10 protein-coding genes and 1 pseudogene are annotated in these 15,817 nt (G+C 40.5%); 4 read left to right on the top strand and 7 right to left on the bottom strand.

Annotation, left to right across the window (positions count from 1 at the left end; translation table 11 throughout):
* Positions 1-37 precede the first annotated feature (37 nt).
* The 5 genes from AC2D3N_RS00320 to AC2D3N_RS00300 all read right to left on the bottom strand — a co-directional run bounded on the left by AC2D3N_RS00320 (position 38) and on the right by AC2D3N_RS00300 (position 7,308).
* Positions 38-1,459 (bottom strand): MlaD family protein, encoded by a 1,422-nt coding sequence (locus AC2D3N_RS00320; RefSeq protein WP_484692425.1) that lies wholly within the window; start codon positions 1,457-1,459, stop codon positions 38-40.
* Between the two features lie 57 nt (positions 1,460-1,516).
* Entirely contained in the window at positions 1,517-3,106 is a 1,590-nt protein-coding gene (locus AC2D3N_RS00315; protein WP_484692424.1) for an Hsp70 family protein, read from the bottom strand.
* A gap of 28 nt (positions 3,107-3,134) precedes the next feature.
* Complete coding sequence (gene dtd, locus AC2D3N_RS00310; RefSeq protein ID WP_484692423.1) at positions 3,135-3,593, bottom strand: D-aminoacyl-tRNA deacylase; 459 nt, start codon at positions 3,591-3,593, stop codon at positions 3,135-3,137.
* A 105-nt stretch (positions 3,594-3,698) separates the two neighbouring features.
* Positions 3,699-4,817 carry a CobW family GTP-binding protein gene (locus AC2D3N_RS00305; RefSeq protein ID WP_484692422.1) on the bottom strand — a complete coding sequence of 373 codons (1,119 nt, stop codon included), beginning with the start codon at positions 4,815-4,817 and terminating at the stop codon, positions 3,699-3,701.
* Between the two features lie 121 nt (positions 4,818-4,938).
* Positions 4,939-7,308 carry a glycosyltransferase family 4 protein gene (locus AC2D3N_RS00300; protein ID WP_484692421.1) on the bottom strand — a complete coding sequence of 790 codons (2,370 nt, stop codon included), beginning with the start codon at positions 7,306-7,308 and terminating at the stop codon, positions 4,939-4,941.
* 245 nt (positions 7,309-7,553) lie between these two features.
* Here AC2D3N_RS00300 and AC2D3N_RS00295 point away from each other — a divergent pair.
* The 4 genes and pseudogenes from AC2D3N_RS00295 to AC2D3N_RS00280 all read left to right on the top strand — a co-directional run.
* A pseudogene (locus AC2D3N_RS00295) lies at positions 7,554-7,760 on the top strand (AI-2E family transporter); the annotation flags it as partial.
* A 136-nt stretch (positions 7,761-7,896) separates the two neighbouring features.
* On the top strand, positions 7,897-11,562 hold the full coding sequence (locus AC2D3N_RS00290; RefSeq protein WP_484692420.1) for a PAS domain S-box protein: 3,666 nt from the start codon (positions 7,897-7,899) through the stop codon (positions 11,560-11,562).
* A 38-nt stretch (positions 11,563-11,600) separates the two neighbouring features.
* Entirely contained in the window at positions 11,601-11,978 is a 378-nt protein-coding gene (locus AC2D3N_RS00285) for a response regulator (protein WP_079680119.1), read from the top strand.
* A 214-nt stretch (positions 11,979-12,192) separates the two neighbouring features.
* A complete protein-coding gene (locus AC2D3N_RS00280) occupies positions 12,193-13,251 on the top strand; it encodes an adenylate/guanylate cyclase domain-containing protein (protein WP_484692419.1) in 1,059 nt (352 codons plus the stop codon).
* Between the two features lie 140 nt (positions 13,252-13,391).
* On the opposite strand, the gene AC2D3N_RS00275 is transcribed toward AC2D3N_RS00280, so the two are convergent.
* Positions 13,392-14,174, bottom strand: coding sequence for a tryptophan-rich sensory protein (locus AC2D3N_RS00275; RefSeq protein ID WP_484692418.1), 783 nt, complete (start codon positions 14,172-14,174; stop codon positions 13,392-13,394).
* Positions 14,175-14,345: 171 nt separating this feature from the next.
* The gene (locus AC2D3N_RS00270) at positions 14,346-15,752 is read right to left on the bottom strand and encodes a DEAD/DEAH box helicase (RefSeq protein WP_079680322.1); all 1,407 of its coding nucleotides are present in this window, start codon (positions 15,750-15,752) and stop codon (positions 14,346-14,348) included.
* Positions 15,753-15,817 lie beyond the last annotated feature (65 nt).

Here is a 15,817-nt window from a genome sequence, read left to right as displayed (position 1 = left end):
ATTAAATTAGCCCTGTATGGTAAAATTTAGCTATTTACTATTCCTGATTAAATTGAGGTTGAGAAACAAATTTTTGATTTTGATCAATAGAATAACCCGTAGCGGAATTCATTAATTGATTTACCCTTTCGTTTGCTTCAAAACCAGGCTGTTTTAGGGTTGAAGATTGATTAATATTTGAGAGTGTGACCTGAGTTTTTTTAACCGCTTCTGCTAAAGGTTCTAATTTTTCCGACATTGATTTTTGTCTTTCTAAACGTTGGGTTGAGTTAAATAATCTCCCCAAACCATTAATTAAGTTTTTCAGGTTATTTTGCAATTGTTCATCCCCGGTTAATTGGCTCACATCTTCACTAATTTTTTGCAGGGTTTGTAGGGTATTTCGAGTGGAATTTAAAGTTTCTTGAATGAGGATTAAATTTTCAGGATCACTCACTCCCTTTGATAAATCTCTGAGGTTAGCTGATGTGGCTTCTGCATTCGCTGAGGCGGCTTCCAAATTTTTAATAATATTAGCCTGTTCTAATTGAGTCATGATCGGGTTTAGACTTCCGACTAAAACACTGAGTTCCTTGGTGGTTTGATTAATATTTTCTAAAGTAGAAATTAAACCAGAGCGATTATTGGCTAATAATCCATTAAATTGATTACTAAGAGCGCCCACTTGATTCGCCGCCCGACTGACAGAATTTGCAGAATCAATAGTCGCTATGGTGACTTCTTTTGTGTCTTTTTGAACAACAGTTGAAAGATTAGCCATTTCTGAAGTCAAAGCATTAACTCCCTGGCTCACCGATTGATTTAACCCCCCAATTCCAGTCCCTACAGACGCATTGAGTTGTTCAATTTCTGACTGGGTGACAGCCAAAAATTCTGATATTTTTCCACTTAATTTTATAGCTTCTTGAGCCGCACTAGAACTGGACTTTGCCGCGGAGTTTAAGTTAGTAAATAATTCAGGATTTCCATATATTTCTGCAAATTGATATAAACTCCCAATCAGTTTCATAATATCGATTCCCGGTTCCCCAGAAATTCGCGTATTATTACAAAGAATAGTTTCAGGACAATCGGGACTCATTGGATCGGCATTAGCCAAACTTTGAGAAAATTTTCCTTGAGGAATAATGTCAATATATCCTTCATTTAATAGACCAATTTGGTTAGATTGAATGATCACATTCCGAGGAATAATAAAACTACTGGGTGTAATTTCTAAGATGGCATCAACAGCATTTAAGGAAGCTTTAAGTTGAACCAATCGACCGACTTTAACCCCTCGATATCTGACAACTGTTCCGATTTGTAATGCAGACGCATCAGAAAATTCTGCAATAATCGTGTAACTACTACTTCCTAAACTAATATTTTTCAGCCATAAAACTACGGCTCCAAGTAAACCCAATCCTAACAAAATTAATAGACCCACAGAACCTTCCCGAATAGCTCGTGATCTCATAGTTTTCTCTCTCACAATTAGGGTGAACTTTTAACATCATAAATCTGGTATTTCCCTCTAACTTAACTGGACAACAATTTGATTATTTAAAAGCAGTTTATCGGTTAATAAGTCCTCAACCGTAATTCGTAAAAATCGTTTTTCATCCACTTGAAATAAGACTTTAATCCGATCACTTCCTGGGTTTCCGGGTGGGGTTAATTGAGCAATGGTTCGACCGCCTGGGGTATCATTCAAAGATTGGACAATTTGGCTTTGATCTAAACGACGGGTGACCAAGCGATCGCCATCAAAATACACCTCTGTTCCTCCGGTTTCATCTCCTAATTCCCCTAAAATCAATTCAATACTGGGTTGATTTTCTAAAGATGCACCCAACAATAATTCTATGGGTGTTGTCATCGGATAGGGTTGACCTGATCTTATAATTGAATGCCAACTATGGCAATTATCCCGACGATTCCAGTAGCGAACCCCATAGCTATGATATAAAAAATCTTCTATTTTTGTCCCTTGATTTAGTTGTAAAGCTCCATGGGAAATCGCCTCGAATGGCTTTTCACAGCGAATTTTATCATGATCAAAATATTGCTGAATCCAAGTTTGTACCGATGGAATTTGGGCACTTCCTCCCACTAATAAAACAGCATTAATATCAGAAACTTCAATTCCTTGACGGCGAGCTTGTTGGAAGACTTTACCAATAGAATCATCTAAGGTTTCAAAAAAACTAGCATTAGTAAGAATAGTTTCAAATTGATTCCGGGTTAAGGTTAATTCATAACTATCTAAGGTTTGATCATCGAAATAAACTTCCGTTGCTTGGGTTTGTAAAGATAATTGAATTTTCAAGCGTTCAGCTAAACGAGTTGTTAAGGCTGTTTTGGGTAAATCTTGGGTTTTAGCAAAATAATCCAATAACCAATTATCAATATCAGAACCCCCTAAATTTTGCCCCGCTTTGGCTAAAACCCTAGCAGTTTGTACCCGTTGTCCTGATGATTCTGCAAAGGATTTTTGTCCCCATTTTAAAATAAAGCCTAACGGTTTTTTATTGCTATTTATTTCTAACCGAACTAAGGAAAGATCTAATGTTCCTCCGCCTAAATCAATTACCAGTAAAAGCTCTTGATCGGCTAATCCATAACCTAGGGCCGCCGCCGTGGGTTCATCTAATAATTTTACCTGTTCTATATTAAGGGATTCAGCAACTTTTCCGAGCCAATGACGATAGGATTCAAAGCTATCAACCGGAACCGTAAAGACTAAGGAATTAAACTCTATAGGGATTTGACGAATCTCGTTCACAATTCCGTTTAAAAATAGGTCTCCCACTCGTTCAAAGCTAATAATCTGACCATCAATTTCGGGTAAAAATCCCTGAATATTACTGCCAATTCCCCGTTTAAAGTTCCTGAAAAATCGAGGATCATTACTAATATCATAGCCTCCATCCCGCACTTGTTGACCCAATAAAATATCCGGTTGAATCGCATCTTTTAGATAAACTAAACTCGGAATTAGGGGCGGATTTTGGCTGGAAATTTGGGATAAATTAGGCAGTTTTAAGGTTTCGGGTTTTTGTGTCGCCGAATTCCAACGAGAAATCACTGTATTACTGGTTCCAAAATCAATCGAAATAGTCATTTTTCTAAATACTTTATAATAGAAATAATTAAGAGTTTGCTTCTTTTTCTAAGATTAACGTAACTGGGCCATCATTTTCGATTGAAACTTGCATGATGGTGCCAAATTTTCCTGTTTCTACTTTCAAACCACTCAGACACAATTGTTCAACAAACTGTTGATAAAGCTTTTCAGCCGTTGCTGGAGGTGCTGAACAATCAAAGGACGGACGCCGACCCTTGCGACAGTCCCCATAGAGGGTAAACTGACTCACCACTAATAATTCACCCTGGATTTCTTGGATGGATTTTTCCCATTTTCCGGTGTTGGTTTGGGGATCGGAAAATAGTCTTAATTCTAAACATTTTCGCACCATCCAATTAATCTCTATTTCGGTATCTGTCTCAGCAATTCCTACTAATAGATTCAGTCCTCGCCCAATTTGACCGATAATTTCACCTTCGACGGTAACTTGAGACCCATTAACTCGTTGAACAATGACCCGCATATCAGTAATTAGTAGGGGCGAGGTCTCCTCGCCCAATCCGTTATCAGTAATTGGTTATCAGTTAAGATTTAACTGTATATTTTAACTGTCAACTGTTAATCGTTGCTATTTTCCAAAGCCTTTTCCTCGACTGGTAGAGGGAAGACATAAACAATGATTGAGTTGAGATCGCAGGGTTTCATGATCTAATTCCTGACCAATTAAAACTAATTGGGTTTTGGGTTCAGTTTTCCACTCATCATCATCAATAGAAAACCGTTTTCCGCTTAGATGAAAAATATGACGTTTGGGACTTTCATCAAACCATAAAATTCCTTTAGCTCGAAACACACTTGCGGGAAGTTGGTTATCTAAAAAGTATTGAAATTTTCTTAAAGAAAGGGGTTGATCACTTTGAAAAGAAAGGGAGGTAAAACCATCATTTTCTAAGTGGTTGGAATGGTCATGATGGTGGTGATGATCATGATCATGATCATGTTCACAATGGTCATCACAGACATGATCTTCATGGTCATGGTCGTGATCATGTTTGTGCTCGTGTTCATGGGATTGATCATCAAAATATTGATCGGATTGAAATAATCCCACACTCAGAATTAAAGGGAGAGCAACTTGAGAGTTACTGGTGCGTAAAATTCGGGCGTCTTTTTTCATATCCCGAATTCTGACTTCTAATAAATCTACCTCTGCTTCATCCACTAAATCAGTTTTATTTAAAACAATAATATCCCCGTAGACAATTTGACTATTGGCGGCTTGACTATTGAATAAATCCAAACTAAAGTTGGCACAATCAACCAAGGTGACAATAGAATCTAAACGAGTCATATCGCGTAATTCTGTACTTAAAAAAGTCAGAGCGACCGGGAGCGGGTCGGCGAGTCCGGTGGTTTCTACCACCATATAATCCACTTTTTCAGGACGTTCTAAAACCTTGTAAACTGCATTGACTAAATCTTCATTAATGGTGCAACAAACGCAACCATTACTTAACTCAACCATCGTGTTATCTTCATTGGTATTGATAATCAATTCATTATCAATTCCAATCTCCCCAAACTCATTGACCAGGACGGCGGTTTTGATTCCCTGTTGATTGGATAAAATATGATTCAGCAGGGTTGTTTTCCCACTCCCGAGGAACCCGGTAATAATGGTGACAGGCATTCCCCGTTTGGGGTCATCCATGGTTAATTCTGTCTCAGGTGTGACGGCGGACTGCATAGGGGTACTACCAAAAACGTCAAAAACTCAAACTGTAATTTTCAGTGTATCGTATTATTCCTACGATGACAAAGTTTCTACCTGGGAATCTCAAAAAAAATTTTTGCTTAAAATTTCAGAATTAAAGGTGATGGAATAAAACCTTTAATAACTGCTCAACCACAATTTTCCAGGTAAATCTTTTTGATACAAAATCAGGCCCAATTTTTTGGAGGGATTGATAAAGGGTTTCTTTTTGAATGACCATTTCCATTAACTGTAATAAATGTTCCTGATCGGGTTCTAAAAAAAATCGAGTTTCCCCTGTTTTTAAAGTCATTTTCTCGAACTTACTTCTGATTTTATAGACTAATGTGTCATCTGTAAAATCATCCGTTGGCCCCCCGTCGGTACAGATAACTGGAATACCAGAAGCCATCGCTTCTAATACCGGAAGATTAAACCCTTCGGCGGCATAGGGAGACACATAAGCATCGGCGGCTTGATACAGTTGTGCCATTTCTAGGGAGGATAAATTATTCCCAATATAAACCATTCGAGAGGAAATCCGTTGTATTTCTGTCTCGGTTAATGTGTCTTTTGTCGCCTGTTTGAGATAGTCTTTAGACGGAAAAATAGCATCTCTACCTTTTAAAACTAATCGAGCTTGGGGATATGTTTCTGTAATCTGGGCGAAGGCTTTTAAAATCCGATCAATTCCCTGACGTTCATTCCACATTACTCCAATATTCAGGAAGATAAAACAATCATTCCAGCCAAATATTGTTCTGAGTTCCTGTCGTTTTTCTTCGGGTAAAGGATGATAAATATTAGGGTCAATTCCTAAAGGAATCACTACCACTCGTTCAGGAACAGCCCCACTACGAATAAATCCTTCCCTCGACCAATGGGAAGACGTAATAATTAAGGTATCAGAATGGCGATGAGCTTCTCTAAAACATTGAATTTTCATGCCATTTAAAATAGAACGTGGCACAATTCCCCATTCTGTACAGCCAAAAATTGCGGTTTTTTTACTAGCAGAAGCTGTTAAATTAAAGGGACAATAAATCCGTAGGGTAACATCCGCTTGTTGCTCGGTTTGAGGAACCGGAATTCGGTCTAATAAATCTTCAGCTTCAACACTTAATAAATGTTTGCTGGGTTTCCAGTCGGAGGTTACATAGGGAATATCTTTATGAAAAACTTTTAACGCGGGATATTTAACCATTTCCAACAGTTGATAACTGTTGATAAAGGAATAGGAATGGGGAATATCTCGCCATCCTTCGACAATAACACTGTGGGGAGCAGATAAAGAAACAGAATCTTTAATCATGGGATTTGCCCAGGATATTGCTGTTTGATCCTGGCAAATTTCTAAGAGTTGATCAACAGTATGTTTCCAGGTATAATGTTGATTAACCCAGTCAGGAGCAGTTTTTCTAGCCTGTTCTCGCCAGGTAGAGTTATCTATGGCTTCCTGCATTAATTCCGCCAAATGGTTCCAATTTGGATGCAGAAAGAATTGACTTTGATGTTGAATAACTTTAGTTTTAAATCGAGTATCTATTTTTAAGGTAAACTCTGGATTGATAATTTCCTCAGTTGCTCCTCCAGAAGTGTAAATAATCGGTAGTCCCGATGCTGCTGCTTCTAATACGGATAAATTAAAGGCTTTAGCAATATCCACCGCTAAATAAGCATCGGAAATTTGGTACAATTGGGCTAGGGATGTACAGGATAGGGTTTGATTAAAATAGGCAACTCGCTGTTTAACTTGAGTAACTTCTTCCTCAGTTAATACCTGTTTACTAGCACTGGTTAACCACTGGTTAGAGTCATGGAAAAAATCCGATCCTTTTAAAACTAATCGCGCCTGGGGATATTTTTCTATAATACTAGAAAAAGCTCTTAAAATTGGTTTAATTCCATCTTGATCCTGTAAACTTCCGACATGGAAAAAGATAAAATAATCTTCCCATCCCCATTGTTTTCTTAATCGAATTCTTTCTGTTTCAGTTAAGGGATAATAAATTTTGGGATCAACACCCCAAGGAATAACCTTTATTTGTTCAGGATTTAGACCACTGCGAATCAGTCCTTCCCGTGACCATTGGGAGGGGGTAATTATAGTAACATCGGGATTAATAATTTGATTTTTTAAGTGAAATAGGGGTTTAAGTTGGGGGGAAGAATCAATTAAAATTCCCCAGGGTGCAGTGGCATAGACCAGGGTTTTTTGACTGTGAGATGAGTTAAAATTAAAGGGTTGATAAAAACGGATAGTAACATCAACCGAGGGATTAATGGCTTGAGGAATTTGTTGTAACTGGGTTTCTAATTCTGACGGGAACAATCCGTTTAAATGTTGCCATTGGGGTTTTAATCCGGCAATATCTTGATGGGTTATTTCTAAGGGCGATCGCTTTAACAGTTCCAAAAGTTGGAATTGATTGGCAATACTATAAGCATGGGGAATAAAACGCCAACCTTCAACATGAATTTTCATAGATAAAAATTTCTCCTCTTTTCCTGGAATCAGTTATTATAACACTCAAAAAAACAAACCATCATTACCCATTTATCATGGAATCTCTCCCCATCCCCCTATTTAACAATTATAAGATAGTTAATAACAGATCAATAGATAATTTCTCTTGACGAATGTTCCTGTAATGATTAGACTAAATCAAGAAAGTGAATAGAATTAAAACATAGTTTTTGATCCGTATCCACCCCGGAGACTAACTTACCGCAAATCTTGGAATTCACCCGTTGTATCAACTTTTATCTGTTCTGGGAGGGGTACAAGTTCTCGGAATTTTAGGTGCATTAATTTTACCCCCTTGGTTTGCCGGAGTAGCGGCATTAGTTGAAAATCTGTATCTACAACCGAAATTAATTGCTGAACAACAGGGGGAAAGTCCTGACCCGGGTGACGGGGTATCGTCAGGGAACTAATGTTTCATTTTTGATGACTTGCTAATTCCAGAGGCTAAACTAGATCCGTTGCCCCAAAAAAACATTGGGAAAACTAGCCCCCCCTTGCTCTGTTTTCCCCTGACTGCATCCCGACTTCTTCAACCGGTGAAATTCTATGCACTACGCGCTCCAACGCCAACTTAAACGCCTAGGTCTTGATCAACAAACTCCTCCGGTTGATATCACTACATGGCAAGAATTTCTGGAAGTGGTTAACCACAGCTACCATGAAGCGGATCGGGAACGAAATTTAATCGAGCGATCGCTCACCCTATCTTCCCGGGAAATGTTGGAATTATATAACCAACAAACTCAAGAATCGGCGGCCCGTTTACAAGCCGAACGGAATCGAGCCAAATCGGTGATTAGTTCCCTCGGGGCGGGGTTATGTATTTTAAATCCCCTAGGCCGTTTGTTATCAATGAATCCCGAGGCCGAAAGGCTCCTAGGATGGTCGGAAGTTGAATTAGTCGGAAACCCGATTTTAGAGTGGATTGGAGGGCGATCGCAATTATCCTTAGATGGGTTTCAACAGATGACCGAATCCTCCTCCCCCGGAGAGTTGACCTCTCTCATGGAACCGATCAAATCCAGTGATGATCAATTTCTCTGTGCCGATGGCAGTATTTTACCCGTTTCCTATGTATTAACTCCGATTTTGGAACAAAACACTTTTATCGGAGCCGTTTTAGTGTTTTTAGACATTACCGAACGCAAACAAGCTCAGTTAGAAGCCGAACGATCGCTCTCTCTCCTCCGCGCCACTTTTGATTCCACCGATGCCGGAATTTTAGCCGTTGATCGTACGGGTAAAATCTTAAATTTTAATCAGAAATTCGTGGAAATGTGGCAAGTTCCCACCACCCTATTTAAACCTCCCCATGATCAATCTGCCTTAGCCTTTGTGTTAAGACAATTAAAAGATCCACCTCGATTTCTCAAAACGGTAATGCAGCTTTCTTCTGAACCGCAAACACCAACTTATGATGTGGTAGAGTTCAAAGATGGTAGGATTTTTGAGTTATATTCCCATCCTTCCCAAATGGGGGAAAAATTAGTGGGCAGAGTTTGGAGTTTTCGAGATATTACCCAACGGAAACGAGTGGAAAAAGCCTTGCAATATCGGGTAGAATTTGAACAATTAATTACTAATTTATCGACTCACTTTATTAGTTTAACCACCGATGGGATTGAAAATGGCATTCAACAGGCTTTAGAACGAATTAGTATCTTTATTGGGGTAGAACAAAGCTATTTATATTTATTCGCTGATCAGGAAATCCAGATGAATTCGGTTTATCAGTGGTTAGCAAGCAAAAGTCCCAATCTTGGCTTGCAGGAAAACTCCAGATTAACCGATTTATTAAAAAAAATATTACCCTCAAAACTTTACCTGTGTGATATCCCTTGGTTAGAAAAACAACTCAACCGCTATGAAAATATTTATCTAGCCATTCAAGATTTACCCCCAGAAGCACTAAAGGATTTAGAATATTTACGACAATTTCATCAAAGTTTAGAATTATCATCCTATTGCGAAACCGATACTTCACCTGCAATTGCATCCATTATTCTAGTTCCGTTAGTCTGTCGTCGCGCCCTGGTGGGCTTTCTGCGATTTGATTCTATCTATTCTAGTTATACCTGGTCATCGGACAATATTGCTCTATTGAAAATGGTAGGAGAAATGTTTTCTAATGCCATTGAACGCCAACAAACCGAAGAATTTTTACGAAAAACTGAAGCCAAATATCGCAGTATTTTTGAGAATGCCGCCGAGGGAATTTGTCAAACAACCCTAGAAGGGAAATACCTCAGTGCTAACCCGGCATTGGCAAGAATTTTAGGCTATAATTCCCCAGAGGATTTATTACAAACCGTCACAAATATTGGTGATCAATTATATATTAATCCTCATCGTAGAACCGAATTTATCACAGCAATTCAAAACAATAATTCAGTATCTGGGTTTGAATCCCAAGTTTATCGCCGAGACGGAAGTATCATTTGGATCTCAGAAAATGCCCGGGCTGTTCAAGATCAAAAAACCGGAAAACTGCTCTGTTTTGAAGGCACAGTCGAAGATATTACCGAAAGTAAACAAGCCGCAGAAGCCCTGAAACAAGCCAAAGAAGCCGCCGTTGCCGCCAACCGAGCTAAAAGTAGCTTTTTAGCCAATATGAGTCACGAACTCCGTACTCCTTTAAATGCGATTATTGGCTATAGTGAGATTTTAGCAGAAGAAGCCGGAGACTCGGGGTATGAAGATATTGTTCCCGATTTAGAGCGGATTCGTAGTGCTGGACGTAACTTGCTATCTTTGATTAATGATATTTTGGATATTTCTAAAATAGAAGCGGGGCGCATGGATTTGTATTTGGAAACCTTTGAGATTCCGATGTTAATTGAAAGTGTCGTCGCCACGGCTCAACCGCTTGTAGATCAAAATAGAAATACATTGGACATTCACTATGCCCCCAATACCCCCAGCACCATGCTCGCCGATTTAACCAAAGTTCGACAGGTTTTGTTGAACCTGATTAGTAATGCGGCTAAATTCACTTCGGATGGCCAAATTACCCTCGATATTTGTCTAGCCCAAACCCTGCCCTGGGGAGACTTTCACCCGCAGGATCTGACCGTAGATCCCAAATCAGGCTATATTGCTTTCCAAGTTCGAGATACCGGGATTGGCATTACTCCCGAACAACAAAAACAACTATTTGAACCCTTTACTCAAGGGGATGCCTCGACCACTCGCCGTTATGGGGGAACCGGATTAGGACTCACCATCAGTCAACGCTTCTGTCAAATGATGCAAGGTTCGATTAGCGCGAATAGTGAACCTTCCAAGGGTTCCACCTTTACCGTCTATTTGCCCCTCTGGGTTCAATCCCTATTCTCAGAACCGGAAAACCCGACTTTGCAACCCGAACCCGAGGAACCTTTGGGACAACAAGATTTAATCAGGGTCGAACCCACCTTGACAGTTAATAACTCATCGGCAACTATCTTAGTCATTGATGATGATCCTAATACCCTAGATTTAATCAAGCGATCGCTGATTCGAGCCGGAATGCTGGTAGAAACCGCAGCAACAGGAGAAGAAGGACTTCAGCGTGTCCAGGAACTGCGTCCCGATGCCGTGATTTTAGATATCATCCTACCAAAAATGAGCGGTTGGGCAGTATTATCAACATTAAAAGCCGATCCTAATCTAGCTGAGATTCCAGTGATCGTGTTATCGTTCATTAGCAATAAAAATCGAGGGTTTGCTTTAGGTGCATCGGACTATCTGACAAAACCTTTTGATGGGAAGCGTCTAGCCACTTTACTGAGTAAGTATCAACCGGATCGGAAACGGGATATTCTACCCCTGGCTAATCACATTTTAGTTGTTGAAGATGATCCCATAATCCGACAAATGTTACGCGGATTATTACAGCGACAGGGTTGGATAGTTCAAGAAGCGACCGATGGCGAGGTAGCATTGCAACTGATCCAGCAGTCACCGCCCAGACTGATTCTGCTTGACTTAGTTCTTCCCAAAAAAAGTGGTTTTGAGTTGATCCACGACCTTCACAGAGCCGAACAATGGGCGAATATCCCAATTATCGTAATTACGGCGGCGGAATTAACCCCCACAGAATGGATGCAATTGCGGGGCCATGTGGAGCAAATTCTTCAGAAAGGCAGTTATAGCGGTGAAGACCTGTTGCGGGAAATTCATACCTTATTAAATGCTAGTCTGAAACAGTTTCCATTAAATTCTAAATCGTGAAAATTCTAACCCTAAACTATTAATGTTGAGATCAGATCATGGTAAAGATTTTATTAGTTGAAGATAATGAAATGAATCGGGATATGCTGAAACGACGTCTATTCCGAAAGGGATATGAGGTGTTTATTGCCGTCGATGGGGCTGAGGGTGTGGCACTAGCCCATTCGACAATGCCCGATCTGATTCTGATGGATATGAGTTTACCTGTGATGGATGGATGGGAAGCCACCCGACAAATTAAAGCCGATCCAAAAACCAAAGCCATTCCCGTAATTGCCTTAACGGCCCATGCCATGGCAGGCGATCGAGAAAAATGTTTAGCCGCCGGGTGCAATGATTATGATACAAAACCCGTAGAATTTTCCCGTCTATTGGAAAAAATAGAAGTCTGTTTAAAGAAAGCAACAGCACCATAATCAGTTATCAGTAAACAGTTATCAGTTATCAGTCAAGAGAAAATATAAATCTCTACTCTTAACTCTCGGTTCACAACGGTTACTGAAATCTTGTAGAATTTGCTAAGAGCGATCTCAATTTTTATCTGAGCAACTGATTTGATGAAAACCTTAGCTGGAGGCGTGGTACTTGTTGTTACTATCCCAAGACGACAGTAGGAGCCACTAATAAGAGATGGACGCTCAACCCGATCGCGTACTAATTGTTGATGATAATGAGGTTAACCGTGACCTCCTGGCTAAACGACTTCAGCGCCAAGGTTACGGGGTGACTGTGGCTTCTAATGGCTTTGAAGCTCTGGAAATGATGGCATCAATGTCCCTGGACTTGGTGTTACTAGATATTATGATGCCTCAAATGAATGGCTATCAGGTCTTGGAAACTTTAAAAGCTGATCCCGCCCTGCGTCATATTCCCGTGGTGATGATTTCGGCGGTTAATGATATTGACAGTATTGTTCGTTGTATTGAATTAGGGGCGGAAGATTATTTATCTAAACCCTTTAATCCGGTTTTATTAAAAGCTAGAATTAATGCCTGTTTAGAAAAAAAACGCCTACGGGATCAAGAACAAGCCTATTTAAAAAAGTTAGCGGAAGAACAGGAAAAATCCGAACGATTATTATTAAATATTTTACCCGAAGCGATCGCCCAACGTCTAAAACGGGGAGAAAGCACTATTGCCGATAGTTTCGCCGATGTTACAGTTTTATTTGCAGATATTGTCAATTTTACTAAATTATCCGCTAATTTATCCCCGGCTCAATTAGTGGAAGTTCTCAACGAAATTTTTTCGGCTTTTGACGAATTAGCGGAAAAATATGGCTTGGAAAAAATCAAAACCATCGGAGATGCTTATATGGTGGTGGGGGGACTCCCTACTCCCCGTTCTGACCATGCAGAAGCGATCGCAAATATGGCTTTAGATATGCAAAGGATTATCGGTCAATTTCGGCTTGAAGGCAATGAACCTGTACAAATGCGAACCGGAATTAATATCGGTGCGGTAGAAGCGGGAGTTATTGGGACAAAGAAGTTTACCTATGACCTCTGGGGAGATACGGTAAACACCGCTAACCGCATGGAGTCCCATGGAGTCGCAGGCAAAATTCAAGTCACAGAAACTACCTACCAACGTTTAAAAGATAAATACATTTTTGAGGAGCGCGGCATTATTGAAATTAAAGGCAAAGGCGAAATGTTCACCTATTTCCTCACCGCCCGAAAAGATTAAATTGGGTAATGGGGATCGCGGATTTAAGAGGATTTCACGGATTTCACGGATTTTAATCTGTCCCCCAATCAAGTCGAGGGCAGGGTTAATCAGCGTAATCCGTTTAATCCGTGTTCAGATTTTAATCTGTGTTAATCTGCTTAAATCCTTCGTCGTAAAATAGTTAAACTTAATCCAAATAATCCTAAAGATAGAGATACGGCGATCGCCGTGACTAAAATTAAAGGTTGGGTAGCTTGGCGAACAGCGATCGCACAAAGTGCCCACATAATTACAAAAGGATAGGCAATTTCATTGCGTTCAATAATTAAAATAGCCGCTGAGGTTCCGGCAATAACTAATAAAATCGCTGTCCATAATTCCGGTGAAATTCCCCCGCCTTTCCATTGCCAATTTTCCAAAACCAAAGCTACATTGACAATGGTTGCGACACTAATCCAAGCTAAATAAATACTAATCGGAAGATCAACATACCAGCGTTCTTGTTTAGATACTCTAACCCTGCCAACATTTAATCGTAAATAAGCCACAATTAAGGAATTTAAAATGGCTATCATTGCCCCCAGGGACAAAAAAAACATCTGATATTGAAATAAAAATACCCAAATTATTTGGGCAATACTAGCCAAAACCAAGGCAAAACCTAACTTCTCTAATCGCGGATTTTCCTGGTTTTGAGGTAAAAATTGATATCGGGCAAAACCGAATAAACCTAGATAAATTAAGCCCCAGATGGCAAAAGCATAATTAGCCGGAATAATTTTAACATCTCTAAAAACTGTATTAGAAATTTCTCCAATTGTTAACCCATTAAAGGGAGCTAAATTCGCTAAGACATTAATTCCAAATGCGACTATAATCGCAATTAAATTTGCCCATTGTCTGAGGGAGTTAAGATGGGAGTCCTGAGAATTAGTCTGCATGGGTCTAATAATTATTAATTATAAGTAATGGGTAATAATGGGTAATGGGTAATGGGCAATAAACTAATGACTGATGACTGATGACTGATAAAAAAATCCACCAGATACAATCAATAGCATCTGGTGTATCTATTTTAATCGTAATCGCTAGAAACCGTGATTCCTTGAATCCTATTCAACGCCCTGGGAAACCGAAGGACGAGGAACCACCCGACGATTTAATTTCGGTTTGGAAGACGGGAGTGGCATTTCTTCCTCCTCGGCAGCGAATTCGGAATCTAACCAACTGGGGCGAGTTTGATCGTAGGCTAGTTGTAAAGCCGCCGCCGCGATCGCCTGGGGATCGTATTCCTCACTCAATTGGGCCACAATAGGCAAGAAGGAGGCAACCCGTTCTCCGGCTAAAGCTTCCCGCACCCGTCCTTGTAACCGTTCAATATAACGGCCTTCAATTTGCGATCGCTTAGGAACCGACAACACCGTAAAGTTATGATTCAAATGGCGCTCAATTAACCGCAGTTTCCGGCGATCAATCGGCTGAATCAGCGTAATGGCGATTCCTTCCCGTCCGGCGCGACCTGTCCGACCAATCCGGTGAACATAACTTTCCGCGTTATCGGGTAAATCGTAGTTAATTACATGGCTGAGATGATCCACATCCAATCCCCGGGCAGCGATATCCGTGGCCACGATCCAACGCACCTGACGGCGACGGAATCGTTGCAGTAGCCGTTCCCGTTGGGTTTGGTTCAAGTTACCATGATATTCGTCAACGCTATGACCGGCGGCTTGCAGGAAAGTCGTTAACTCCGCCGCAGCTTGTTTGGTGCGAACAAAAATAATCGCTGATTCGGGATCTTCTAATTCTAAAATCGGTTGCAACGCCCGGGCTTTTGACCACCCACGGGGAGCCATATAAGCACGCTGTTCAATGCGTTTAGGGGTAGCTTTGGGGTTTTCAGCTTTAATGGTGACTGGATTTTTGAGGAATTTCTTCACCAGTTTCCAAATCGAAGGCTCCATCGTAGCCGAGAAAAACGCCGTTTGCCGATCTTCAGCAACGGATTCTAGGATTTTTTCTACATCCTGAATAAAGCCCATGCTTAACATTTCATCGGCTTCATCCAACACTAACCACTTAATCCGGTCAAATTTCAGATTACCCCGGTTGAGTAAATCTAAAATCCGTCCAGGTGTGCCAACGACAATCTGAACACCTTGTTGTAACCGTTGGATTTGTCTGTCAATGGACTGACCGCCATAAACGGTTAACACATACAAGCTGCGATCATCGGTCATTTTCCGAATCGCTTCTTTAACCTGCATGGCTAACTCCCGAGTCGGGGTCAGGATTAACGCTTGTACGCCCTTTGCACTTGTATCCAGTTGCTCCAGAATGGGCAATGAAAAGGCGGCTGTTTTGCCCGTCCCGGTTTGAGCCAGTCCCACCACGTCCCGTCCAGACAAAATATGGGGAATTGCTTCGACTTGAATGGTGGTTGGCTCGCTAAAGCCTATTGTTTCCAGATAACTAGCACGTTCTTCGGAAATTCCTAAGCTTGCAAAAGATGGACTCATTCATTCTCCTATCTATGTGTTTTAGCCCGGTTCCTGACCCTACCCTATCCATTTGAGACACTTTT

This window comes from Planktothrix sp. PLAVEN19ND (assembly GCF_057220675.1).
Note: the sequence above shows the minus strand (reverse complement) of the source record. Positions and strands in the feature narration are given on the sequence as shown.

Bases quoted from the DNA above. Each gene is read 5' to 3' on its own strand.
- AC2D3N_RS00320 (WP_484692425.1), bottom strand. From the start codon at position 1,459: ATGAGATCACGAGCTATTCGGGAAGGTTCTGTGGGTCTATTAATTTTG.
- AC2D3N_RS00315 (WP_484692424.1), bottom strand. From the start codon at position 3,106: ATGACTATTTCGATTGATTTTGGAACCAGTAATACAGTGATTTCTCGT.
- dtd (WP_484692423.1), bottom strand. From the start codon at position 3,593: ATGCGGGTCATTGTTCAACGAGTTAATGGGTCTCAAGTTACCGTCGAA.
- AC2D3N_RS00305 (WP_484692422.1), bottom strand. From the start codon at position 4,817: ATGCAGTCCGCCGTCACACCTGAGACAGAATTAACCATGGATGACCCC.
- AC2D3N_RS00300 (WP_484692421.1), bottom strand. From the start codon at position 7,308: ATGAAAATTCATGTTGAAGGTTGGCGTTTTATTCCCCATGCTTATAGT.
- AC2D3N_RS00290 (WP_484692420.1), top strand. From the start codon at position 7,897: ATGCACTACGCGCTCCAACGCCAACTTAAACGCCTAGGTCTTGATCAA.
- AC2D3N_RS00285 (WP_079680119.1), top strand. From the start codon at position 11,601: ATGGTAAAGATTTTATTAGTTGAAGATAATGAAATGAATCGGGATATG.
- AC2D3N_RS00280 (WP_484692419.1), top strand. From the start codon at position 12,193: ATGGACGCTCAACCCGATCGCGTACTAATTGTTGATGATAATGAGGTT.
- AC2D3N_RS00275 (WP_484692418.1), bottom strand. From the start codon at position 14,174: ATGCAGACTAATTCTCAGGACTCCCATCTTAACTCCCTCAGACAATGG.
- AC2D3N_RS00270 (WP_079680322.1), bottom strand. From the start codon at position 15,752: ATGAGTCCATCTTTTGCAAGCTTAGGAATTTCCGAAGAACGTGCTAGT.